The organism is Phytohabitans sp. LZ39 (assembly GCF_059359075.1).
The window spans coordinates 157,199-179,216 of sequence record NZ_JCADBM010000011.1; the positions used below are offsets into that span (position 1 = coordinate 157,199).

The following is a 22,018-nucleotide window of genomic DNA, read 5'->3' on the forward strand; positions in this document are numbered from 1 at the left end:
GCGTAATGTCCCCGACACCGCCCACCGCCTGGCGGGCTTGCGGCGCGGAGCCGGCAGTGGAGGCCGGGGATGTCGGCGAGCGCCGCGAGCCGCCGGCCGGAGCGGGGCCCGCGGGAGCGGGCGGTCCGCAGGTGACGCGGACGGGGGAAATGTGCGGGACGGCCCTCCGCGGCGGTGCGCGGAAGGCCGTCCGGAGGTGTAGCCCGTGCTTAGTGGATCATCGTGGGTGTCGCCGGCTGGCCGTCGGCGGCGGCGATCGTGTCGTCCAGCGGGCGCGGGGTCTCGCGCTTGCGGGGCAGGAACGCGATCGGGACGAACGTCAGCAGCACCAGCGCGAAGCCGACCCAGAAGGTCGTGGAGAACGAGTCGGCCACGAACTCAAGGCCGCGCTGCAACGTGGCCGGGTCGAGCGGCATCGGCGCCCCGGCCTGGTGGGCGATCGCGGCGCCGGCCTCGGTGACCGGCTCGCCGGTGCGCGGGTCGGTCGCGCCGGGGATCGGGGTCGAGCCGTTGAGCTGGCTGGTGAGGATCACCGACATGGTGGCGGCGCCGACGGAGCTGCCGATCTGCTGGAGGATGTTGACCAGCGTGGAGCCGCGCGCCGTGTCGTGGTGGCTCAGCGTGCGCAGCGCGGAGGTCATGATCGGCATCATCGTGCCGCCCATGCCGAGGCCCATCACGAACAGCGAGCCGCACAGCAGCAGGTAGGACGTGTCGGTGCCGACCTGGGTGAAGGCGAAGAAGCCGGCGGCGATCAGCGCCATCGCGAACGGCACGGTGCGGCCGACCGGGATCTTGTCGGCCAGCATGCCGGCGACCGGCATCGTGAGCATCGCGCCGATGCCCTGCGGCGCCATCAGCAGGCCGGCGTTGAGCGTGGACTCGCCGCGCACCTGGAGGAAGTAGCTCGGAAAGAGCAGGCCGGCGCCCATGAACGCGACGATGAACACGAACAGCGAGACCGTCGCGATCGTCAGGTTGCGGTTGCGGAAGAGCCGGAGGTCGAGCAGCGGGTGGCGCGGCCTGAACGAGTAGAAGACGAAGCCGATCACCAGGAGCGCGCCGACCAGCATGGTGGTCCAGACCTTCGTGGCGGTGATCGTGCCGGTCTCCGGCAGTGACGAGACGCCGTAGAGGAACAGGGCGAGACCGGGCGAAAGCATCAGCATGCCCACGAAGTCGAACGACTCGGAAGGCTCGGCGGAGTCCTTCGGCAGGGCGAAGAACGCGTACACGAGCGCGATCGCGCCGATCGGCAGGTTGATCAGGAAGATCCAGTGCCAGCTCGCGGTGTCGATCAGCCAGCCGCCGAGGATCGGGCCGCCGATCGGGCCGAGCAGCATCGGGATGCCGAGCACCGCCATCAGCCGGCCGATCCGGTGCGGGCCGGCGGCGCGCGTCATGATCGTCATGCCGAGCGGCATCAGCATGCCACCGCCCAGGCCCTGTAGCACCCGGAACGCGATCAGCTGCCCGATCGTGTCGGCGGTCGCGCACAGCACCGAGCCGAGCGTGAAGAGCAGCACGGCAAGCATGTACAGCCGCTTGGTGCCGAACCGGTCGGCCGCCCAGCCGCTGAGCGGGATCACCGTGGCGAGGGCCAGCGTGTAGCCGGTCATCGTCCAGGCGACCTCGGCGTACGTGGCGTCGAACTCGCTCTGGAACGTCGGCAGCGCGACGCTCACGACGGTGATGTCGAGGATGGACATGATCGCGCCGAGCACGACCACCCCGGCGATCTTGAGGACGGTAGCGTCAAGCTTGTCGGATGACGCTGCGGCTTGTTGTGTCACACGACTCTCCAGATCCAGCTCGCCGCGGTGTCGACGGAGCAGCACATCAGGCTACAAGGCACGGAGTCGGGGCCGAAATCGGTTATCCGCCACTCCCCCGCGCGCGCATATGGTCACATTGACATACAGGCGGTGCGCGCGGGACCCAAACGGGCGTGCGCTGGGTCACGCCGCCACCCGCGCGAAACGTCACGCCGCCGCCCGCGCGAATGCCACGCCGCCGCCGGCGATGGGTCGCACGAACGTCACCCCCCGCCCGGCGGCGGGTTGCGCGAACGACCAAGCTAATTGATACTTTTCAATACTTCTGGAGCCGGCGTTGGGGCCCGGGGCAAGCCTCGACGATGTGCCAGCGCGCGGCGTTTCGAAGGACCTGTGCGGATGTCGCCGGCATGCGGTTCCGCATCCCACTGTCCTTCGTCAGGAGGCCCCACAAAATGCACTTCCATCGTTATCGGTCGAGGCTGTGGACGGTCGCGGCCGTCACGGTCGTGGCCGCCGGGAGCGGCGTGGTCACCGCTCTCACCGCACACGCCGCAGCGCCCGGCTGCGGCGTGGCGTACACCGTCGGATCGCAGTGGCAGGGCGGGTTCACGGCCAGCGTGACCGTCACCAACCTCGGCGACCCGCTCAGCTCGTGGACGCTCACCTGGAGCTACGCCGGCGGCCAGCAGGTCACCCAGGCGTGGAACGCGACCGTGTCGCAGAGCGGCGACCAGGTCACGGTGCGCAACGCCAGCTACAACGGCGCCATCGGCACCAACGGGACCGCTTCGTTCGGGTTCAACGGCTCGTGGAACGGCGGCAACCCGGCGCCGACGAGCTTCGCGCTCAACGGCACCACGTGCACCGGCGCGCCGGTGACCACACCACCCGGCGGCGACCCCACGACGCCGCCGCCCACCACGGCGCCGCCCGGCAACCCCGCCTGGGGTCAGGGCCTGCCGCCGGCCGGCGCGGTGCACAGCCGCGCGTACCACATCGTCACGGCCGCCGACGGCACCGGCTACACGCCGCGGGCGGGCGAGTGCTCCCGCGAGATCCACGCGCGGTACTGGACGTACGGGCCGGACGGCAAGGTCTACCCGACGTGGCACCCGGCGCGCGACCCGAGCGGCTGCGCGTTCGGCCACGAGCACGGCGACGACCCGCGCACCTCCGACCTGTTCGGCACCGCCAGCTGGCCGCCCTTCGGGTACACCAGCGAGGTGATGCTGGACAACCTGGCCGAGTCGAGCCACCGGCACGAGGACCACGTCGGGCACAAGGTGCTCGCCGTGAACAACTCCAACGTGATCCAGGGCGACAACGGCACCAGCCTCTTCCCGCCGCAGGGTGCCACGATCGCCACCTGCGACATCCTGCTCAAGTTCCACCAGGGCACCCACTCGCCGGACGCGTTCAGCAACAACGTCCACGAGCTGCTACTCAACCAGCGCTGCACCGCGAGCAACGGCGGCCAGGTCACCGAGGCCCGGTACAACGCGATGATCCCGCTCGGCCGGGCCGGTGGCTTCAGCCCGAGCGAGTGCCCCGGCTTCGGGCGCCCGTTCATCAACGTCAAGCCCGCGGTGCCGGCGGACTCGCCGTCGGACACCCGGTCGCTGGGCCGGCTGATCACCGAACCGGGCTGCGTGCAGGCGATCCGGGAGGGTCGCACCCACCAGGACCCGCTCTTCCCCAACCCGGTGCCGTTCACGGTCTCCGACATGGACGACTTCTGGTTCTCCGACATCTCGGTGACGGGCTCCGGGCTGAGCTTCCGCATCGCGCCGCTGTTCTACGTGGTCAACCCGTCGCGCTACTACGACCCGACCAAGCCGAACAGCAACGGCCGGATCGTGGACCTGTGCTACACGGACCTCGCGGGCGGCAGCAACTGCGACGTGGTCAAGCGGATCACCCAGCAGACCGGGCAGCAGGTGGCGTGGGACGACCCGCGCTCGCCGTTCAAGGGCACGCTGCGGGAGTTCCGGCCGGGCACCTTCACCGTCCAGAACAGCGGACCGACCACGGTCTACACCGACGTGTACGGCCGCAACGCCGCCACCACTCCGTTCGCCGGCTCGATCCGGCAGTACTTCGCCGGCGGCGGCGGCACCGCGCTGTACGTCCGCGGCTCCATCAAGGACTACAGCGGGACCGCGGCGGACGGGATCCACGCGCCTAACTAGCGCATAACGGCTCAAAAGAGGCCCGCGGTGGGTTCCCGCCGCGGGCCTCCGCGTGTTTTCTTTGGAACCCCATGCAACCCATCCGGTACGCCGGGCGCACCTACCCGGTGAGAGGAGCGGGATGCGAAGCGAGCGCCACTTCAGTGAGTACTTCGCCGCGCGGCACGAGGTCGTGCGGCGCGCGGCGTACCTCATGTGCGGTGACTGGCACTGGGCCGACGACCTGACGCAGGCCGCGTTCATCCGGCTGGCCGCGGGGTGGCACCGGATCCGCGACCCGCGGGCCGTGGACGCGTTCCTGCGCACCTGTCTGGTCCGGGCGTACCTGTCGGAGACCCGCCGCCTGTGGCGCCGCCGGGAGCGCCCGATGGCCGACCCGCCCGACGTGGCCGGCGCGGACGACGACGCCGAGACCGCCACGCGGCGGGTGGTCTTCGCGCGGGCGCTGCGCCAGGTGCCGCCGCGGCAGCGGGTGACCCTGATCTGCCGGTTCTACCAGGGGATGGACGTGGCCGAGACGGCCGCCGCACTCGGGTGCTCGGAGGGCACCGTCAAGAGCCAGACCGCCCGCGGCCTCGCCACCCTGCGCACGGCGCTGGGCGACGCGGTCGCCGTCACCGCACCGGCCTGGGCCACGGAGGGAAGCGCATGACCGAGCTGCGGGAGCTCTTCGAAGAGGCGGTCGGGGCGCCGCCGCCGAGCCACCTGACCGCCGGCGACGTGTACAAGACCGGGCGCCGCCGCCACCGGGTGCGTACCGCCCTGGCGGCCGCCTGCGCGGCGGCCGTGGCCGGTGTGCTGCTGGCGGGCGGCGGGCTGCTGCTGCCCGGCCGGTCGGGTCAGGACCTGCCGGCCGGCGACCCGCCGACTCCTCCGGCGGTCAGCGGGACGCCGGTCCAGTGGGCCGGTGCCGCCGACGCCACCCACCTCTACCTGGCGCGGATGGGCTGCGCCACGCCGTCCACGTCCTGCCCGAAGACGATCTCCCAGCTGTACGGCTCCGGCGACGGCGGCCGGACCTGGACCAGGCGGGGCGCGCCGCTCCAGGCACCCCGGCTGGCGGTCGTGGGGCCGCAGACGCTGCTCGCGAGCGTGTTCACCGGCCGCGCACAGACGCTCACCGCGAGCACGGACGGCGCCCGCACCTGGCACCGGCTCCGCGAAGGCGCGGCGGTCGACGCGGTGCCCGGCGGGAGCCTCGCGGTCTGCTGGGCGCCGTCCGGTGAGTCGTGCACGCTGTGGTCGGTGGATCCCGCGGGCGGGCGGTTCGCCCCGCTGCGGGTCCAGCCGGCGCTCGTCGCCGACCCCGCCGACCTCGTGCCGGCCGGCGCGGGCGACCGGATCTGGGTCCGCGGCACCGACCCCGCCACCGGGCGACCGGCGGTCGCGGTCAGCGCCGACGCCGGGCACAGCTGGTCCGTCCAGGTCTTCGCGGACGCGCCCGCCTGCCGGTCCGAGGGCTGCCGGCCGCCGTACCTGGCGACCGACGGTGCCACGGCGTACGCGGTCGTGGCCGGCGCGTCCGCCCGAGCCGTCTACCGCCACACGACCGAGGACGGCCGCTGGACGCGAATGTCCGCTGTGGACGCCGTGCCGGCCGGGCGCCTCGACGCGGGCGACCGCTCGTTCGTCGCGGCGGACGGCACGCATGTGCTCTGCGAGACGGTGACGCTGCCGGACGGCCGCGACGGGTGCCGCTTCTGGGCCGGCCGCGACGGCGCGTACCAGACCGTCGAGCCCACCGGCCTGCCGGCCACCGTCTACCCGTTCCACCGGGCCGCCGACGGCTCGCTCTACACGTTCAGCTACACCACCGACCGGATCTACCTGTCCGCCGACGGCTGGACCTGGTCGGCCCGCTAGCACTTTCGTCCACAAGGGAGAGACGATGAACCGTGCCCTCGGCGCGGGGGCGACCCTCGCGCTGGTCCTCATGCTCGCCACCGCCTGCGGCGGCGAGGCCGAGACCCCTCCGGTGGCCACCGCCGGCGGAGCGTCCACATCGGCCTCGCCGGGCACCGACGCGGTCGCCGCGTACGTGGAGAACCAGCGCCAGCTCGCCAAATGCCTGCGTGAGCAGGGTTTCGACGTGCCCGACCCGGACGCCAAGGGCCACCTCGACGTGGGGCCGGCGATGGGCGGCCGGAAGAAGACCGACCCGAAGGTGCAGGCCGCGTGGAACGCGTGCGAGGCGTTCAGGGTGCCGGTGCCGGACGAGCTACAGGAGAAGCCGGAGCCGGTGACGCCGGAGCAGCTCGCCAACCGCCGCGAGTACGCGAAGTGCATGCGCGCCAACGGCATGCCGGCGTGGCCCGACCCGCTCCCGGACGGCAACTGGCCCCCGGACATGCTGGGCGGCGAACTGACCCCGCAGGAGCAGGCGGCCAACCAGGCGGCGCTCCAGATCTGCGACCCGGTGCTGGACGGCCGCCCGCCGACCACGCCCAACCCGAACGACCTGCCCAAGGGATGAGCGCCCGTTCTGTCGCGCTGGGCTGCGGCGCGCTGCTGCTGGCCGGGGTGGCCGGCGCCGCGACGCTCGGCCTGGGCGGGCGCGGCTCCCCCGGGCCGGCGCCGGACCGCACCGGACCCGCGGCCACCGGGGTGGTCACCCGCCAGACGCTGGTGCGGTCCGTGACACTCACCGGCGAGCTCGGGTACGGCGAGGCGGTGCCGCTCGCCTCCACCGCGCCCGGCACGGTCACCTGGCTGCCGGAGGTGGGCGCCACGGTCCGGCGCGGCGAGGCGGTGCTGCGGGCCGACGAGCTGCCGGTGGTGCTGCTGTACGGCTTCCTGCCCATGTACCGCCCGCTCGCCCCGGGCGCGAAGGGCTCGGACGTGCGGCAGTTCGAACGCAACCTCGCCGCGCTCGGCTACGAGGGTTTCACGGTGGACGAGGAGTTCTCCGCGGCCACGGCCACGGCCGTCAAGCGGTGGCAGAAGGACCTGACGCTCCCCGAGACAGGCACGGTCGAGCGCGCGCGGGTCACCTACGCGCCAGGCCCGATCCGGGTCGCCGAGCGACTTGTCCGCCCGGGCGCACCGGCGGCCGCGGACGTGCTCTCCGTCACCGGCACGACGCGGGTGGTGACCGTCTCGGCCGGGCCCGGTGAGGCGGCCTGGGCCACGCGCGGCGCCGCGGTCACCGTCACGCTGCCGACCGGCGGCTCGGTCGCGGGCGTGGTCGGCTCGGTGGGTGCGGTCACGGCCGCGCCCGCGGAAGGCGGCACCGGTGACGCGGCCGCCGCCGTGGAGGTGACCGTCACGGTCGCCAACCAGAAGGCACTCGGCGCGCTGGCCGGTGCCCCGGTCGAGGTGCGCTACGTGGCCGAGCGGGCGAAGGACGTGCTGACCGTGCCGGTGGACGCGTTGCTGGCGCTCGCCGAAGGCGGGTACGGCGTCGAGGTGGCCGACGCCGCCGGCACCCGGGTCGTGGCGGTGAAGGTGGGGCTCTTCGCGGACGGGCGGGTCGAGGTGACCGGCGCCGGCCTCGCCGAAGGCGCGCGGGTGGGGGTGCCGGAGTGACCGCCGCCGGCCTCGCCTGGGACGCGCCGGTTGGGGTGTCCGAGTGACCGCCGCCGTCGTCGAGCTGGCGGGCGTCACCCGCACGTACCCGGGCGGCGTGACCGCCCTCCGTGACGTACACCTTTCCGTCCACTATGGAGAGCTGGCCGCGGTGGTCGGCCCGTCCGGTTCTGGCAAGTCCACATTGCTCCATCTCGTCGGCACGCTCGACCGCCCGTCGTCCGGCACGGTGCGCGTCGACGGCCATGACGTCTCCGCCCTCTCCGACCGGGCGCTGTCCGGGCTGCGGGCGCGGCGGATCGGGTTCGTGTTCCAGCAGTTCCACCTCGCGGCCGGCGTCCCCGTGCTGGACAACGTGGCCGACGGCCTGCTCTACGCCGGCGTACCCCTTCGCCAGCGGCGCCGGCGCGCCGCCGAGGCCCTGGACCGGGTGGGCCTGGCGCATCGGCTCGGCCACCGCCCGCACCAGCTCTCCGGCGGGGAGCGGCAGCGGGCCGCGATCGCCCGCGCGGTGGTGGGCGAGCCGGCGCTGCTGCTGGCCGACGAACCGACCGGCAACCTCGACACGGCCTCCGGCGCCGCGGTGCTGGAGCTGCTGCGCGACCTGCACGGCCGCGGCACGACGGTGCTCGTCATCACCCACGACCGGGAGGTCGCCGCCGGCCTCCCCCGCCAGATCGCCCTCCGCGACGGCGCGGTGGTCCGCGCATGACCGCCACGCCCCGGCCGGCGCGAGTCGGACCCGCCGACGTCGCACGACTCAGCGCGGTGGTCCGCGCATGACGGCCACGCCCCGGCCGGCCCGGGTCGGGCCCGCGGATGTCGCGCGGCTCGGCGCGGCCGGCCTCCGCGCCCGGCCACTGCGGGTCTTCCTTTCCGCGCTCGGCGTGGCGATCGGCATCGCGGCGATGCTCGCGGTGGTCGGCATCTCCACCTCCAGCCGGGCCGAGCTCGACCGCACCCTCGACCGCCTCGGCACCAACCTGCTGACCGTCGCGCCCGGCGAGACCCGCGGCGGCCAGCCGGCCACGTTGCCGATCGGGTCGACCGCGATGGTCGGGCGGATCGGCCCGGTGGAGTCGGTCAGCGCGACCGGCTCGGTCGACAAGGCGGTGTATCGCAACGACCGCGTGCCGCGGGGCCAGACCGGCAGCATCGCCGTCCTCGCCGCCGGCCCGGACCTGCTCGCCACCCTCCGCGCCACCACCCGGCACGGCACCTGGCTCAACCCGGCCACCGCCGCGTACCCCGCGGTCGTCCTCGGCGCGACCGCCGCCCGCCGCCTCGACCTGCCCGGCGTGGGCACCCGCGTGTGGTTGGGCGGCGAGTGGTTCGCGGTCGTCGGGATCCTCGCGCCGGTGCCGCTCGCCGCCGAGCTGGACAGCGCCGCGCTCGTCGGGTGGGAGGCGGCGCGGCGGTTCCTGGCCTTCGACGGCCATCCCACCCGCCTGTACGTCCGCGCCGCACCCACCCAGGTCAGGGCCGTCCAGGCGGTGCTCGGCCGCACCGCCAACCCGGAGTCGCCGGACGAGGTCGCCGTCTCCCGCCCGTCGGACGCCCTCGCCGCCCGCCAGGCCACCGACCGCGCGCTCAACGGGCTGCTGCTCGGCCTCGGCGCGGTGGCGCTCGTCGTCGGCGGCATCGGCATCGCCAACACGATGGTCATCTCGGTGCTCGAACGCCGCGGCGAGATCGGCCTGCGCCGCGCGCTCGGCGCCACCCGCCGCCACATCCGCACCCAGTTCCTCACCGAGTCGCTGCTGCTGTCCGCGCTCGGCTGGGCCGGCGGCGCGGTACTGGGCATCGCGGCGACGGCCGCCTACGCGCACACCCAGCACTGGCCGGTCGTGGTGCCGGCCTGGGCCACCGCCGGCGGCCTCGCCGCGACCCTGCTGATCGGCGCGGTGGCCGGCCTCGTGCCGGCCGTCCGCGCCAGCCGCCTCGCCCCCACGGAGGCGCTGGCGACGCCCTGACCACATTGACGATCCTGGATTGAATCGTTACGATCCCGGCGGAAAGCGCTTTCCCTGCCACCGGGACAGCACCCGCGACAGCCAGGAGGACATCGTGAGCAAGCGGCACTGGCGGCTGTCACTGGCCGTCCTCGGCGCGGCGGCGCTCGCCGCCACCGCCAGCCTCGTCGTGACCCGCACCGCGGACGCGGCGACCGTCGACACCAACGCCAACTACGTCTTCGTCAACCGCAACAGCGGCAAGGCGATGGACCTGTGGGGCTGGTCCACGGCGGACGGTGCGCCGGTCAACCAGTTCACCCGCAACGACCTCGCCGTGCAGCAGTGGCGTTTCGTCGACGCGGGCGGCGGCTGGTACCAGATCCGGTCCGTCCACAGTGGCAAGGTGCTCGAGGTGCCCAACGCCAACGACGGCGTCCAGCTCGTGCAGATGCCCAGTGTCAGCGGCAACACCCGCCAGCACTTCGGGCTCGCCGACTCGGCCGGCGGGTACGTGCGGTTCGTCAACCGCCACAGCGGCAAGGCGCTCGACGTGTGGGAGTGGTCCACAGCGGACGGTGCGATGATCTCGCAGTTCCAGGACCTGGGCGGGGCCAACCAGCAGTGGCAGCTCGTCAACGTCGGCAGCGGCGGCGGGGGCACCGGGTGCGGCAGCGGGTCGTTCAACGCCGAGGCGGTGCTGAGCGGCGGTACGTGGACCGCCCGCAACGGCGGCAGCACCGTCTACACCGGCACCGACATGCGCGCGGCCGTGCAGGCGGCGGTCAACAGCCTCACCGCCGGCCGCACCGCCAAGCAGCGCGTCGTCGTCCGCGGCTCCGGCTCGATCAGCGCCGGCTCGCGCATCTCGCTGCCCAGCTACACGACGATCGACGTCTGCGGCACGGTCAACGTGACCGGGTCCGGCTCGGGCGACCAGGCGCCGATCTACTCGCGCGGCACCACGCAGGTCGAGGTGCAGCACCTCAACGTCACCGGCAGCCCGCTGTACGGCATCTTCATGCGCAACGTGACCAACGTGATCCTGGGCCAGATCGACATGCGGCTCTCGGCCGGGCTGGGCGTACGCATCGACAACCGCGGCGACACGTCACAGTGGACCCGCAACGTGCGGATCGACAACGTGTTCGTCTCGGGCGCCAGCTCGCACGCCGTGGAGACGTACGGCGTGGACGGCATCACGATCGGCACCGTGACCGCCCGCGACGTCGGCGAGTCCGGCCTGCTGCTCAACGAGACCGTCAACGCCACGGTGACCACTGTGGACGCGGAGAACGCGGGCGCGGGCACCGGCTACGCCGCGTTCCGGATGGCCAACCGCAACGGCCGGATCGGCTCGGCCTACGGCACCAACATCCGGGTCGGCACGGTGCGGGCGCGCGGCGGCGGCCGGGGCATCTTCTGCGTCTCGGAGAGCGGCGGCGCCGCGATCGACCGGGTCGACATCGCCAACACCGGCAACAACGCCATCCTGATCGAAAACTGCTACAACGTGAACATCGCCGCTAACGGCGGCACGATCAGCGGCGGCGGCGAGGTGCGGCTGGCCGAGCGCACCGAGTTCGCCGGCAACCGCGACATCACGCTGCGCAACTTCACCCTCGTCAACAGCCGCATCGTGGAGAACCCCTGCGCCGACAACCTCACCATCTCCGGCGTGACGCTCGACAACTCCTCGGTGGTCCGCTGCTGAGCCATACTCGTGACCGGGGCCACGCTCGCCGCGGTAGCCACAGCTGGCTCACAGCCGGGCCACAACGGGTTCACGGGCGCCGCACCGAATGTTGGTGCGGCGCCGGGTGGCGCCACGATGTGATCGGAGGAGCCATGCCGCACCAGCAGTACGAGGGACGACCGCTGCCCCGCCCCGACGAGGAGCTCGTCGACCAGGGGCTCGGCTTCGACCTCGGCACCCTGATGGGCCGCCGGCGGATGCTGAAGGCGCTCGGGCTCGGCATCACCGGCCTCGGGCTCGCCGCCTGCGGCGCCAACGGCGGCGGCTCGTCCACGCCGTCGTCGACCTCGGCCGCCGCGTCCACCACGACGGCCACTGCCGCCGCCGCCACCGGGGAGATCCCCGACGAGACCGCCGGGCCGTACCCGGGCGACGGCTCCAACGGCCCCAACGTGCTCGACGACAGCGGCATCGTCCGCTCCGACATCCGGTCCGGCTTCGGCGACTCGAGCGGCACCGCCGAGGGCGTTCCGATGACGCTGGAGCTGGTGATCCAAGACCTGGCCAACGGCGGCAAGCCCTTCGCCGGCGTGGCCGTGTACGTGTGGCACTGCGACCGCGAGGGCCGCTACTCGCTCTACTCCGACGGCGTCACCGACCAGAACTACCTGCGCGGCGTGCAGATCGCGGACGCCGCCGGGAGGGTGCGCTTCACCAGCGTCTTCCCGGGCTGCTACTCCGGGCGGTGGCCGCACGTCCACTTCGAGGTCTACCCCGACCAGGGCGGCATCACCGACGCCGGCAACGCGATCTCCACGTCGCAGGTCGCGCTGCCGGAGGACGCGAGCAAGCAGGTGTACGCCCAGTCCGGGTACGAGTCCTCCGTGCAGAACCTCTCCCGCGTCACCCTCCAGAGCGACAACGTCTTCGGCGACGACGGCGGCGCCAGCCAGCTCGGCACCGTGACCGGCGACGTGACCAGCGGATACACGGTCTCCCTCACCGTCGGTGTCGACACGACCACGACGCCGAGCGGCGGGGGCGGTCGGCCGTCCCGCTGAGCTTGCGGCGCTGAGTAGGATCTCGTCCATGGTGGACCCCGACGGCGAGCTCGCCGCGAAGCTCCAGACCGACGTGCCCCACGCGGCCCGCATCTGGAACTACTGGATGGGCGGCAAGGACAACTTCCAGGCCGACCGCTTCGCCGGCGACGCCGTCGCCGAGGTGTACCCGGAGATCGTCGTGATGGCCCGCGAGTCGCGGCGCTTCCTCATCCGCGTGGTGCGCCATCTCGCGGCGGAGGCGGGCATCCGGCAGTTCATCGACGTCGGCACCGGCCTCCCCACCATGCAGAACACGCACGAGGTCGCGCAGACCGCGGCGCCGAAGTCCCGCATCGTGTACGTCGACAACGACCCGATGGTGCTCGTGCACGCCCGCGCGCTGCTGGCCAACACCACGTCGGAGGGTCTGACCACCTACGTGCCGGCCGACTACCACGACCCGGACCTCATCGTGGCCGAGGCCCGAAAGTCGCTCGACTTCGACGAGCCGATCGCCGTGATGTTCATGGGCGTGATGGGCTACGAGCCCGACATGGACAAGGTCCGCGAGATCGTCGGCCGGGTCAGCGGCGCCACCCCGTCCGGCAGCTACCTCGTGCTGTGGGACGGCACCGACACCAGCCAGGCCGTGGTCGACGGCGCCGAACGCCTGGCCCAGAGCGGCGGCGTGCCCTACATCCTGCGCTCCCCGGACGACCTCGCCACCTGCTTCGAGGGGCTCACGCTGGTCGAGCCCGGCCTCGTGCCCATCCCGCTGTGGCGCCCCGACGAGCCCGACCCGGTGGCGATCGACGCCTACGGCGCCGTCGCCCGAAAGCCGTAACCCACGCCGTCCACAGTGTCGACGCCGCGACGTGGGGTGTCTCGCCCTTCGCGAGCGTCGAAAGAGATATTTGCCCACGTCCGCGTCACTTGTAGACCGTTTGCTCCCGCGGGCACCGCTCCCGGCCGGCGGCTCGTAGACCGAGCCGAAACCCCCGGCCGTCCGCTGCCGGGCCCGCGGTGCAAGCCCACAGGCCGCCAGCAGATCTTGGTATTTATCGGCCCCTATGGGGGCCTCTCCGTACCAAGATCTGCCCGCGTTCCGACAGCGGTCCGGACCGCGCACGGCGTGGTCAGCCTGACGGCGCGCGGGCGGGTTACGAGGCGCTCTGGGTGAGGGCGTCTCCGGTGGGGGTGCGGCGGTAGTAGACCTCCTTGCCGACCCGCTTGCCGACGGCCAGGCCGCCGCCGCGCAGGACCGACAGGTGTTGGCTGACCGCGCCGGTGGTGAGCGACAGGCGGCGGGCGAGCGCTGTGGTGGTGGCGGGCTCGGCGAGGGCCACCAGCATGCGGGCGCGGCTGCGGCCGATCAGCGCGGCCAGGCCGTCGGGGGCGGGTGGGGGCGTGTCGTCCCAGAGGGTGCCGACGCCGGCGACCGGGTAGGCGAGCATCGCCTGGTAGGGCGCGGACATCACCGCGACCGCCGGCCAGTGGAACGCGCTGGGCACCAGCACCAGGCCGTCGCCGTGCGGGCCTTCGATCAGGCAATGTGGACGGTCGATGTGGAGGCGGTCGCCGGTCCAGGTGACCGCGGGGTTGAGCGAGTCGAAGAGGGCGCGGGCGCCGCCGGCGGCGAGGGTGCGGGTGCGGCGGATGACGTCGGCCTCGAGGAGGCCGTGCACCCGCGGCCAGTGCTCGCGCAGGCAGGCGTCCCAGTAACGGGCGAGCGTGCCGGCGACCCGCTCGATGCCGGCGGCCGGGTCGTCGAGGAACCCGCGGATCGCCGGCGAGCGGCCCAGGGCCGAGCCCTTCGGCACCTGCGCGGCGAGGCGGCTGACCTCGGCGTGCGCGGTCTGCGGCGGGGTGCGCCTGATGCGGTCCAGCTCGGACGGGAACGACGGCGCCGGCGCCTCCGGCGGCGGGGTGAGGAAGTCGGGCATGTAGCCCTCCGGCGGGACCAGCGCGAAGAGCTCGGCCAGGCCGGCGCCGAACGTCGCGAGGCGCGGGCGCACGGCCGTCACCCAGGGGCGGTGGATGGCCTGGCGGGTGGGGTCGCTGAGCGTGCGGAGGCTGGCGATCAGCTCCCACATCGGCGAGTACGCGAACCGGATGCGGGCCACGTCGTCGGGCCCGAGCAGCCAGGTCACCGTCATTCGTCTTAGCTTACGCTAAGACGTTCGCCAGGAGGGGGCGCCGGAACCCACGCTGTGCCGGTGACGATCACCGCAGAGCGGGCCACCCTCCCGCGTCCCTTCTGGGCGCTCTGGGCGGGCACGCTCGTCAACCGCCTCGGCACGATGGTCATGCCGTTCACCGGCGTGTACCTGACCCAGGCGCGCGGCTTCTCGGTCGCGGTCGCCGGCCTCGCGATGACGCTCTTCGGGGTCGGCTCGCTGATCTCACAGCTCGTCGCCGGCCTGCTGACCGACCGGATCGGCCGCCGCGCCACGCTCTCCGGCAGCATGGTCGCGACCGCGGTGGTGATGCTCGCGCTCGGGTACAGCACCAGCCTTCCCGCGATCCTCGCCGGCATGTTCGTGCTGGGCCTGCTGATCGACGCCTACCGGCCGGCCTCCAGCGCGCTCGTCGCCGACCTCGTCGCACCGGCCCTGCGCCCGAAGGCGTTCGGCCTCCTCTTCTGGGCCATCAACCTCGGGTACTCGGTGGCGATGGTCGCCGGCGGCTGGCTGGCCCGGCTCGGTTTCTCCTGGCTCTTCTGGGCCGACGCGGTGACCTGCGCGGTGTTCGCGGTGCTGGTGTGGCGGGCCGTGCCCGAGACGCGGCCGGTACACGGCGGCACCGAGGCCGGCGGTTTCGGTGCCGTGCTGCGCGACCGCACGATGGTGGCGTTCACGGTGATCACGTTCGGCCAGGCGCTGGTGTACCTCCAGACGGTCACCATGCTGCCGGTGGCGATGACCGACGTGGCCGGGCTGGGCACGAGCGAGTTCGGCATGGCGATGGCGCTCAACGGCATCCTCATCGTCGCGTTCCAGCCGCTGGTCTCCGGCCGGCTGGGTCGCTACGACCCGCCCCGCGTGATGGCGCTCGGCCTCGCGGTGATGGCGGTCGGCTTCGCGGCGACCGCGTTCGCGACGACGGCCGCGCACCTCGCGCTGACCGTGGTGCTGTGGACCACCGGCGAGATCGTCACCGCCGGCATCGGCGGCACGATCGTGGCGACGCTCGCCCCGGCCCACCTGCGCGGGCGGTACTCCGGCCTGTTCGGCTTCGCCTGGGCGGTGGCCTCGGTCGTCGCGCCGCTGGCCGGCAGCCGGCTGCTGACCGTGGGCATGGGTGCGCTGTGGTTCACGGTCGGCGCGGTCGGGCTGCTCACCGCCGCCGGCATGCTCGCGCTGGGCCCGGCCATCCGCCACCGCACCGCCGTCTAGAGACCTTTCGGAGTCGGGCTTTTGAATTCCTTTAGGACGGAGATTTGAGCTACCGCGATGTCCGTCGTGGTCCGGACCGTTGCTCCCGCGGCCTCACCCGTCCGCCGCTGGTCGCGCTCACCCCGTTGGGCCGCGCGACGGTCGCTGTTTGCCCACAATGCCTGTTCCCGGGTCGGCGCTCTGGGAAAGCTGCGGGTTTCGTCGCCGCCGGTAACCGCCGCGGCGGTGTGAGCGGCGCGAGATTCCAGATGGCGGAGCTAGGCCCCGCGAAGTCACCCTTCGGGGCTTGCCCCGCGGACCTGGCAGTGGACGGCCGGGGATTTCGGCTCGCCCCGCGAGCCGCCGGCCGGGAGCGGTCCCCGCGGGAGCATACGGTCTCCAACTGACGCGGACGGGGGAAATCTGCCGGAGCGCCACCACACGCGTAACCGCTGGTCGCGCTCACCCCGGCGGCTGCGCCGGGCCTCACGGCCCCGGGCCTGGTAGGTACGCGCGAGAAGCCTTTGCTCTGCTTCCCTAGAGTGGCCACCCCCATCGGCCCACCGCCCTACGCACAACGGCGTGAACGCAGCGGTGCGCTCAGCCCGACAGACCAGCCGCAACCAGCCCGCGAAGGCCCTCATCGGTGGATCGTGGACCGCGGGCCTGGCAGCGGAGGCCGGGGGTTTCGGCGAGCGTTGGTCGGCTTCGCCGGCCCGGGTTTGTGGCCGCCGCGCCGCGGTCCTCCACACTGGACGGAGGGTCGGCCGACCGGACGCGTGCGGCGCGCCGCTACCATCGACAGCCGTGGTTGGCGTCAACGGGGGTACGCACCGACCCAGCTGTTCCACGTCGAGCCGCGCACCCGAAGGGAGTCTCGTGACAGTCGCAGCGAACAGGGTCGGACGGTCGACGTGGGTGGCGATCGCGCTGGTGCCCGTGCTGGCGCTCGGCCAGCCGGCGTCCGCCGCGCCGGCGCCGGGAGCGGGCTTCGATCCCGGCGCCACGGCCGCGGCGTGGGCCGCCGGCCGCGCCGCGTTCGGCCCCACGGCCACCGAGCACCAGGCGATCGTGGCGTACTGGACGCCGGCGCGGATGCGGGCCGCGAAGCCCGCCGAGGAGCTGCCGGCGTACCGGGAGGCGGTGCGGCGGTACGTCGACAGTGGACCGGCGCACCGGCCCGCCGAGGCCGGCGCACCGGCGACGTTCCCACCGGCCGCGGGGAGCGACCCCGACCTCGCGCCGCACCACCCGACCGCCCGCACCAGCGGCAAGGTCTTCGGCAGCAACCCGGAGGGCCTCGACTTCATCTGCTCCGGCACGGTGGTCAACTCGGAGGGCAAGGACACCGTGTGGACCGCCGGGCACTGCGCCGACGGGCAGGCGGGCAACTGGGCGTTCGTGCCCGGCTTCGACGACGACCTGGCCGACCCGCGGCCGTTCGGCACGTGGACGGCGTCCCGCCTGTTCGCGGCGCCGGGCTGGTTGGCGTCCGGCGACCTCACCGAGGACATGGGCGTGGCCGTCATGAACACACTGGACGGCGCGCACATCGTGACCCGGCTCGGCGGGCAGGGCTTCACCGTCAACCGGGGCCGGTTCGTGCGCGTCGACGCGTTCGGCTACCCCGCCGAGCCACCGTTCGACGGCGGCGACCTGAGGCGCTGCCACGGGATCTCGTCGCCGGACTCGTCGGGCGAGACGCCGCCCGGCCAGCGCATCGAGATCCCGTGCGACATGACGCGCGGCTCCAGCGGCGGCGGCTGGCTGATGGACTGGGACGGCCGCTTCGGCCTGCTGTACGGCGTCAACAGCCGCATCGACCGGCTCGTCGACCCGACCATCATGATCACGCCGTACTTCGACGGCACCGCCCTGCGCCTCTACAACCGGACCAGGCGCCTGTAGCCGGGTCAGCGGCGGGGGCGGCGGTCGTGGCAGATTAGGCGGCATGCGAAGGGTCCTGGCTCTCCTGCCGTTCGTGGCCGCGGCCGCGCTCGCCGCCTGCTCCGCGCCGGCCGCGGCTCCGCCGCCACCCCGGCCGGCCGTCGCGGCGCAGCCGGTGCAGGTCGTCGTGCTCCTCCGCCAGGACGCCACCGCCGAGCAAAAGCAGGCGATCGAGGCGGCGCTGCGCGACGAGCCGGGCGCGTCCGGGCTGCGGTTCATGAGCGCGGCGCAGGCGTTCGCCGAGCTCAAGCGGGTCTACCACGGGCGGCCCGACACCCCTCGGCCCGAGACCGTGCCCGCGTCCTACCGCCTGACGCTGGCCAACCAGGCCGCCGCCGAGGTCGCGGCGAGCCGCCTGCGCGGGCTGCCCGGCGTCGAGGACGTGGAGATCGCGCCTACGCCGACGCCGTCCCCCGGCTGAGCGCGGCGGCGCGCTCAGGTCGGCAGCTCCTCTCACGTGGGCGAGTATCCGGTTCGGCCGAACGCGAGCGGTGCCAGGCGGCGGACCCGGTGCAGGCGCGCCGACAGCCGCTCGCGGACCTCGGGCCCGGCGCGGCGGCGTACCGCCGGCGGGTGGTCGAGGTAGCCGAACGCGGCCATCTCCGGGCCGGCGATGTCCTCGATCGCGGCCGCGTCCTCGTCCGGCAGCACCTCCCGCCAGGCCGCGGTGCGGTCGGTGGTCACCGCGTCCAGGGCGCTCGACTTCCACCACTCCCACTCGTGGACGATGCCCTCGGGCGCGGCCGCCGGGCCGCCCGGTCGCACGGCGAGCAGGGCGCCGATCTGGCGGCGGGCCGCGTCCGGGTCGGCGGCCACGTCCTCGTACCGCAGCAGCAGGCACCGCCCGGGCCCGAGATGGCGGGCGGCGGCGCGGAGCTGGCGCTGGTCGAGGGCCCACTCCTCGGCGAGTACCGCGGCGTCCTCGACGCCCCACGGCACCGAGCGGTGCGAGGCGGCGACCGCGCGCGGGTCGCGGACCACGCCGACGAGCCGCAGCCCCGGGTCGGCGTCCGCGAGTGGCCGCCACCAGAGCAGGTGCTCGGGCGTCTTCTCGCCGTACCGGGCCGCGGGCGGGCACAGCGCCACCACCACGGCGGCGAAGAAGTCCAGCAGGGTGTCGCAGCGCCGCCCGACCAGGTCGAGCACCTCCCCGGTGTCCAGCCGCAGGCCGTCGCTCGTGGGCAGGTGGCGGAAGTCGTCCAGCTCCCGCGCCACCTCGCGCCGGGTCAGCGGGAAGCGGCGGCGGGCGAGCAGCCGCGGCGCGTACCGGTGCAGGAAATGGGTCTCCGGGGGCATCGCCACGCCGGGCAGCTCGCAGCAGAGGCGCTGGGTGAGCGTGGTCCCCGAGCGCGGCGTACCGACGACGAGAAAGGAGAGCGCGCTCACCGGCCGGGCATACCCGGGCAATTCAGGGGCAAACGTCGCCGGTGACGATCCGGACCGCGATGATCACCGGGCCCGCGCCGGCCCACCTCGACGGGGTGAGCGACTACGCCGAGCGGCTGGCCGGCGCGCTCGGCGGGGCCGGCGTGGAGGTCGACGCCGTGCCGCTCCGCCCGCCCGCGCCCGGCCGCTGGCTCGCCGCCACGGTCGCCGCGGCCGAGGAGGTGCGGCGGACCCGGCCCGACCTGGTACACGTCCAGTTCGCGCCGTCGGCGTACCGCTTCTCCGCCTTCCCCGGTCTCCTGCCGCGCCTGCTGCCGCCGGGCACGCCGCTGGTCACCACCATCCACGAGTACGGGTGGTGGACCGCGCCGCGCTGGATACCCGGGCCGGCGTGGCGACCCCTCGAAAAGCTGCGGCTGTGGGACCGGGAGACCGCCCTGCTCGTGCCGGCCAGCCGCGCCGTCGTCGTCACCAACCCGGACCACGGCGCCGAGGTGCTGCGACGGACCGGGCGGCGGGCGGTGCTGATCCCCATCGCGCCCAACGTGGACCCGGTCCCGCAAGCCGACCGGGCGGAGACGCGCGGCCGGTACGGCGGGGACTTCCTGCTCGTGTTCTTCGGCTTCGTACACCCGGTCAAGGGCGTGCGCTACCTGCTCGACGCGCTCCCCGCCCTGCGGTCCATCCGGCCCGGCCTGCGCCTGGTGGTCGCCGGCGGGTTCACCTCGCAGGCGCTGCCCGAGGGTGAGGCGCGCGCGTTCCGCCGCGAGCTGGAGGCACTCGCGGCGCGGCGCGGGGTGGAAGGCGCGGTCACGTTCACCGGCTATCTGCCCGCGCCGGAAGTGTCGGCGCTGCTGGCGGCCGCCGACGGCGCGGTGCTGCCGTTCACCTCGGGCGTGTCGGTCAAGAGCGGCGCGCTGCTGGCGGCGCTCGCGCACGGCGTGCCCACGGCCGTGACCGTCCCGGACGAGCCGGACCCGCGGCTGCGCGACGGCGAGAACGTGGTCGCCATCCCGATCCGGCGGGACGCGGCCGCCGTCGCGTTCGCGGTCCGCCGGCTGCTGGTCGACCCGGCGCTGCGCGCCCGGCTCGCCGCCGGTGGGCGGGCGCTCGCCGCCGGGCACACCTGGCCCGCGGTGGTGCGGGCGCACGTCGCGCTGTACGAGCGGGTGCTGGCCGATGCGGTTCGGTGAGATCCTGTTCGTCGACCTGCTCGGCGGCATCGGCGACCTGGTGATCGCGCTGCCGGCCATCCACGCGCTCGCCGCCAGCCACCCCGGCGCGCGGCTGCGCGTGGTCACCCACGAGCCGGGCGCCGGCCTGCTCCGCGGCGATCCGGCGGTCGGCGCGGTGCGGGTCGCCGCGGCCGGCGCCGAGCGGGAGGCCGTGATCGCGGCGCTGGCCGAGCGGCCGCCGGACCTGGCGGTCACCACCACGCGGTACGGCGGCATCCCCGACCTGCTCCGCGCCTCCGGGGCCCGCTGCGTCACCGACCTGTGGCGCGGCCCGCCGCCCGACGAGCGGGTCGGCGCCCGCTACCTGCGGATCCTGTGCGCGGAGGGCGTCCTGGATCCGTCCACAGTGGATCCCGTGCCCCAGCTGCGGCTCGCGACGGGCGAGCGGGCCGACGGCGCCCGCGTGCTGGCGGCGCGGCTCGGCCCGGTCCGCCGACGGCCGGTCGTGCTGATCCCGGACGCCGGGATGGCGGTCAAACGCTGGCCCGGACGCCGCTGGAAAGAACTGGCCGCCCTCCTCGACGGCCTGGGCGTCCCGCTGGTGCCGATGCCGCACGGCGACCTGCGCGCGCTCGCCGCCTTCTTCGCCGAGGTGGGGCGGCGGGGCGGCGCCGTCGTGGGCGGCGACACCGGCCCGCTGCGGGTGGCGGCGGCGAGCGGGGCCCGGACGGTGGCGCTGTTCGGCCCGACGCTCGCCAGCCGGTACGGCTTCGGCGCGCACCTGCAAGGGCTGCCCGGCTGCCCGCACCGCCGCCCGACCGCGATCACCGCCCAGGTCTGCTGGTGGCACGGCGACTGCCCGCTCTCCCCCACCGAACCGGCGTGCATGGCGGACATCCCGGCGGCGGCCGTCGCCCAGGCCGTCGTCCGGAGCCTGGCGTGATGGAACACCCCGCCGCCCTCGCCGGCCCGCCGGTCGACTGGGCGGCGCTGCGCCGCGTCCTGGTCGTGCGCCCGGACAACCTCGGCGACGTGGTGATGGCCGGCCCGGCGGTACGCGCGCTGCACCACGCCGCCCCGCACGCCCGGCTCGACCTGCTCGCGGCACCCGCCGGCGCGGCCGTGGCACCGCTGCTCCCCCACGTCGACGCGGTGCTCACCGCCTCGGTGTCGTGGCAGCAGCTCGACGCCGGCGCGGTACCCCCGGACGCCGACCTCGCCCTGGTCCGCCGCATCGCCGGCGGCCGCTACGACGCGGCCGTGGTGCTCACGTCGTTCTCCCAGTCGCCGTGGCCGGCCGCGTACCTGTGCCGGCTGGCCGGGGTGCCGGTGCGGGTGGGCGCGTCGAAGGAGTTCGGCGGGGCGGGCCTCACCCACTGGGTGCCCGCGCCACCCGACGCCATCCACCAGGTCGACCGCATGCTGCACGTGCTGGAACGGGTGGGCGTACCCCCGGCCGGCACCGACCTGCGGCTGAACCTCGCGGCGAGCACACGCCCGGAAGAGCCCTACGCGCTGCTCCTACCCGGCGCCTCCTGCGCCTCGCGCCGCTACCCGCCCGGACGCTTCGCTCGCGTCGCCGAGCTGCTGTCCGAGGCCGGCCTGCGGGTCGTGGTGGCCGGCTCGCCGCGGGAGGCCGACCTGGGCGTCACCGCCACACCCGACGTGCCCGGCCTCGCCGCGCTGGTCGCCGGCAGCGCCGTGGTCGTGTGCAACAACAGCGGCGGCGCCCACCTGGCGAGCGCGCTGCGGCGGCCGGTGGTCGTGCTCTTCGCCGGCACGGAACAGGCCTCCCAGTACGCCCCGCGCGACACACCCGCCACGATCCTCACGGTGCCGACGGAGTGCGCGCCGTGCCGGCAGCTGCGGTGCCCGTACGCCCTGGAGTGCCTGGCCATCCCACCCGACGACGTCGCGCGGGCCGCGTTACGGCTCGCCGCGTCCGGGTAACCG

The 22,018-nt window shown here is 74.2% G+C and carries 19 protein-coding genes; 16 read left to right on the top strand and 3 right to left on the bottom strand.

The window, feature by feature from the left end; all coding sequences use genetic code 11:
- Positions 1 to 209 precede the first annotated feature (209 nt).
- Positions 210 to 1,793 (bottom strand): DHA2 family efflux MFS transporter permease subunit, encoded by a 1,584-nt coding sequence (locus AC5L36_RS22115; RefSeq protein ID WP_441218528.1) that lies wholly within the window; start codon positions 1,791 to 1,793, stop codon positions 210 to 212.
- A 437-nt stretch (positions 1,794 to 2,230) separates the two neighbouring features.
- On the opposite strand from AC5L36_RS22115, the gene AC5L36_RS22120 reads away from it, so the two are divergent.
- The 10 genes from AC5L36_RS22120 (at position 2,231) to AC5L36_RS22165 (ending at position 13,027) form a co-directional block, all read left to right on the top strand.
- Entirely contained in the window at positions 2,231 to 3,967 is a 1,737-nt protein-coding gene (locus AC5L36_RS22120; protein WP_441218530.1) for a cellulose-binding domain-containing protein, read from the top strand.
- Between the two features lie 121 nt (positions 3,968 to 4,088).
- Entirely contained in the window at positions 4,089 to 4,619 is a 531-nt protein-coding gene (locus AC5L36_RS22125; RefSeq protein ID WP_441218532.1) for a SigE family RNA polymerase sigma factor, read from the top strand.
- Positions 4,616 to 5,830: a beta propeller repeat protein gene (locus AC5L36_RS22130; RefSeq protein WP_441218534.1), complete on the top strand. Its 1,215-nt coding sequence runs from the start codon at positions 4,616 to 4,618 to the stop codon at positions 5,828 to 5,830. Before AC5L36_RS22125 ends, AC5L36_RS22130 begins: the two co-directional genes overlap by 4 nt.
- Before the next feature lie 25 nt (positions 5,831 to 5,855).
- Positions 5,856 to 6,440, top strand: coding sequence for a hypothetical protein (locus AC5L36_RS22135; protein WP_441218536.1), 585 nt, complete (start codon positions 5,856 to 5,858; stop codon positions 6,438 to 6,440).
- Complete coding sequence (locus AC5L36_RS22140; protein ID WP_441218538.1) at positions 6,437 to 7,492, top strand: peptidoglycan-binding protein; 1,056 nt, start codon at positions 6,437 to 6,439, stop codon at positions 7,490 to 7,492. The genes AC5L36_RS22135 and AC5L36_RS22140 overlap by 4 nt, the downstream gene beginning before the upstream one ends.
- Before the next feature lie 43 nt (positions 7,493 to 7,535).
- Complete coding sequence (locus AC5L36_RS22145; protein ID WP_441218540.1) at positions 7,536 to 8,204, top strand: ABC transporter ATP-binding protein; 669 nt, start codon at positions 7,536 to 7,538, stop codon at positions 8,202 to 8,204.
- A 67-nt stretch (positions 8,205 to 8,271) separates the two neighbouring features.
- The gene (locus tag AC5L36_RS22150) at positions 8,272 to 9,465 is read left to right on the top strand and encodes an ABC transporter permease (protein ID WP_441218542.1); all 1,194 of its coding nucleotides are present in this window, start codon (positions 8,272 to 8,274) and stop codon (positions 9,463 to 9,465) included.
- A gap of 19 nt (positions 9,466 to 9,484) precedes the next feature.
- Positions 9,485 to 11,158, top strand: a complete 1,674-nt coding sequence (locus tag AC5L36_RS22155) for an RICIN domain-containing protein (RefSeq protein WP_441218544.1) — start codon at positions 9,485 to 9,487, stop codon at positions 11,156 to 11,158.
- A gap of 134 nt (positions 11,159 to 11,292) precedes the next feature.
- Complete coding sequence (locus AC5L36_RS22160) at positions 11,293 to 12,201, top strand: intradiol ring-cleavage dioxygenase (protein WP_441218546.1); 909 nt, start codon at positions 11,293 to 11,295, stop codon at positions 12,199 to 12,201.
- A 28-nt stretch (positions 12,202 to 12,229) separates the two neighbouring features.
- Complete coding sequence (locus AC5L36_RS22165) at positions 12,230 to 13,027, top strand: SAM-dependent methyltransferase (protein ID WP_441218548.1); 798 nt, start codon at positions 12,230 to 12,232, stop codon at positions 13,025 to 13,027.
- 316 nt (positions 13,028 to 13,343) lie between these two features.
- Here the strand turns inward: AC5L36_RS22165 and AC5L36_RS22170 are convergent, their stop codons facing one another.
- Positions 13,344 to 14,339, bottom strand: coding sequence for an ArsR/SmtB family transcription factor (locus AC5L36_RS22170; RefSeq protein ID WP_441218550.1), 996 nt, complete (start codon positions 14,337 to 14,339; stop codon positions 13,344 to 13,346).
- A 60-nt stretch (positions 14,340 to 14,399) separates the two neighbouring features.
- Between AC5L36_RS22170 and AC5L36_RS22175 the strand changes: the two genes are divergently transcribed.
- From AC5L36_RS22175 to AC5L36_RS22185, 3 genes are all read left to right on the top strand, one after another.
- Positions 14,400 to 15,578 carry an MDR family MFS transporter gene (locus AC5L36_RS22175; protein ID WP_441218552.1) on the top strand — a complete coding sequence of 393 codons (1,179 nt, stop codon included), beginning with the start codon at positions 14,400 to 14,402 and terminating at the stop codon, positions 15,576 to 15,578.
- 858 nt (positions 15,579 to 16,436) lie between these two features.
- A complete protein-coding gene (locus AC5L36_RS22180; protein WP_441218554.1) occupies positions 16,437 to 17,465 on the top strand; it encodes a trypsin-like serine peptidase in 1,029 nt (342 codons plus the stop codon).
- 43 nt (positions 17,466 to 17,508) lie between these two features.
- Positions 17,509 to 17,925, top strand: a complete 417-nt coding sequence (locus AC5L36_RS22185) for a permease-like cell division protein FtsX (RefSeq protein WP_441218556.1) — start codon at positions 17,509 to 17,511, stop codon at positions 17,923 to 17,925.
- 32 nt (positions 17,926 to 17,957) lie between these two features.
- Here the strand turns inward: AC5L36_RS22185 and AC5L36_RS22190 are convergent, their stop codons facing one another.
- A complete protein-coding gene (locus AC5L36_RS22190; protein WP_441218557.1) occupies positions 17,958 to 18,890 on the bottom strand; it encodes a sulfotransferase family protein in 933 nt (310 codons plus the stop codon).
- Between the two features lie 41 nt (positions 18,891 to 18,931).
- Here AC5L36_RS22190 and AC5L36_RS22195 point away from each other — a divergent pair, with 41 nt between their 5' ends.
- The 3 genes from AC5L36_RS22195 to AC5L36_RS22205 are packed head-to-tail and all read left to right on the top strand — an operon-like array spanning position 18,932 to position 22,015.
- Positions 18,932 to 20,083: a glycosyltransferase family 4 protein gene (locus tag AC5L36_RS22195; protein WP_441218559.1), complete on the top strand. Its 1,152-nt coding sequence runs from the start codon at positions 18,932 to 18,934 to the stop codon at positions 20,081 to 20,083.
- Positions 20,070 to 21,008, top strand: coding sequence for a glycosyltransferase family 9 protein (locus AC5L36_RS22200; RefSeq protein ID WP_441218561.1), 939 nt, complete (start codon positions 20,070 to 20,072; stop codon positions 21,006 to 21,008). The genes AC5L36_RS22195 and AC5L36_RS22200 overlap by 14 nt, the downstream gene beginning before the upstream one ends.
- A complete protein-coding gene (locus tag AC5L36_RS22205; RefSeq protein ID WP_441218563.1) occupies positions 21,008 to 22,015 on the top strand; it encodes a glycosyltransferase family 9 protein in 1,008 nt (335 codons plus the stop codon). Before AC5L36_RS22200 ends, AC5L36_RS22205 begins: the two co-directional genes overlap by 1 nt.
- The last annotated feature ends 3 nt before the right edge of the window (positions 22,016 to 22,018 follow it).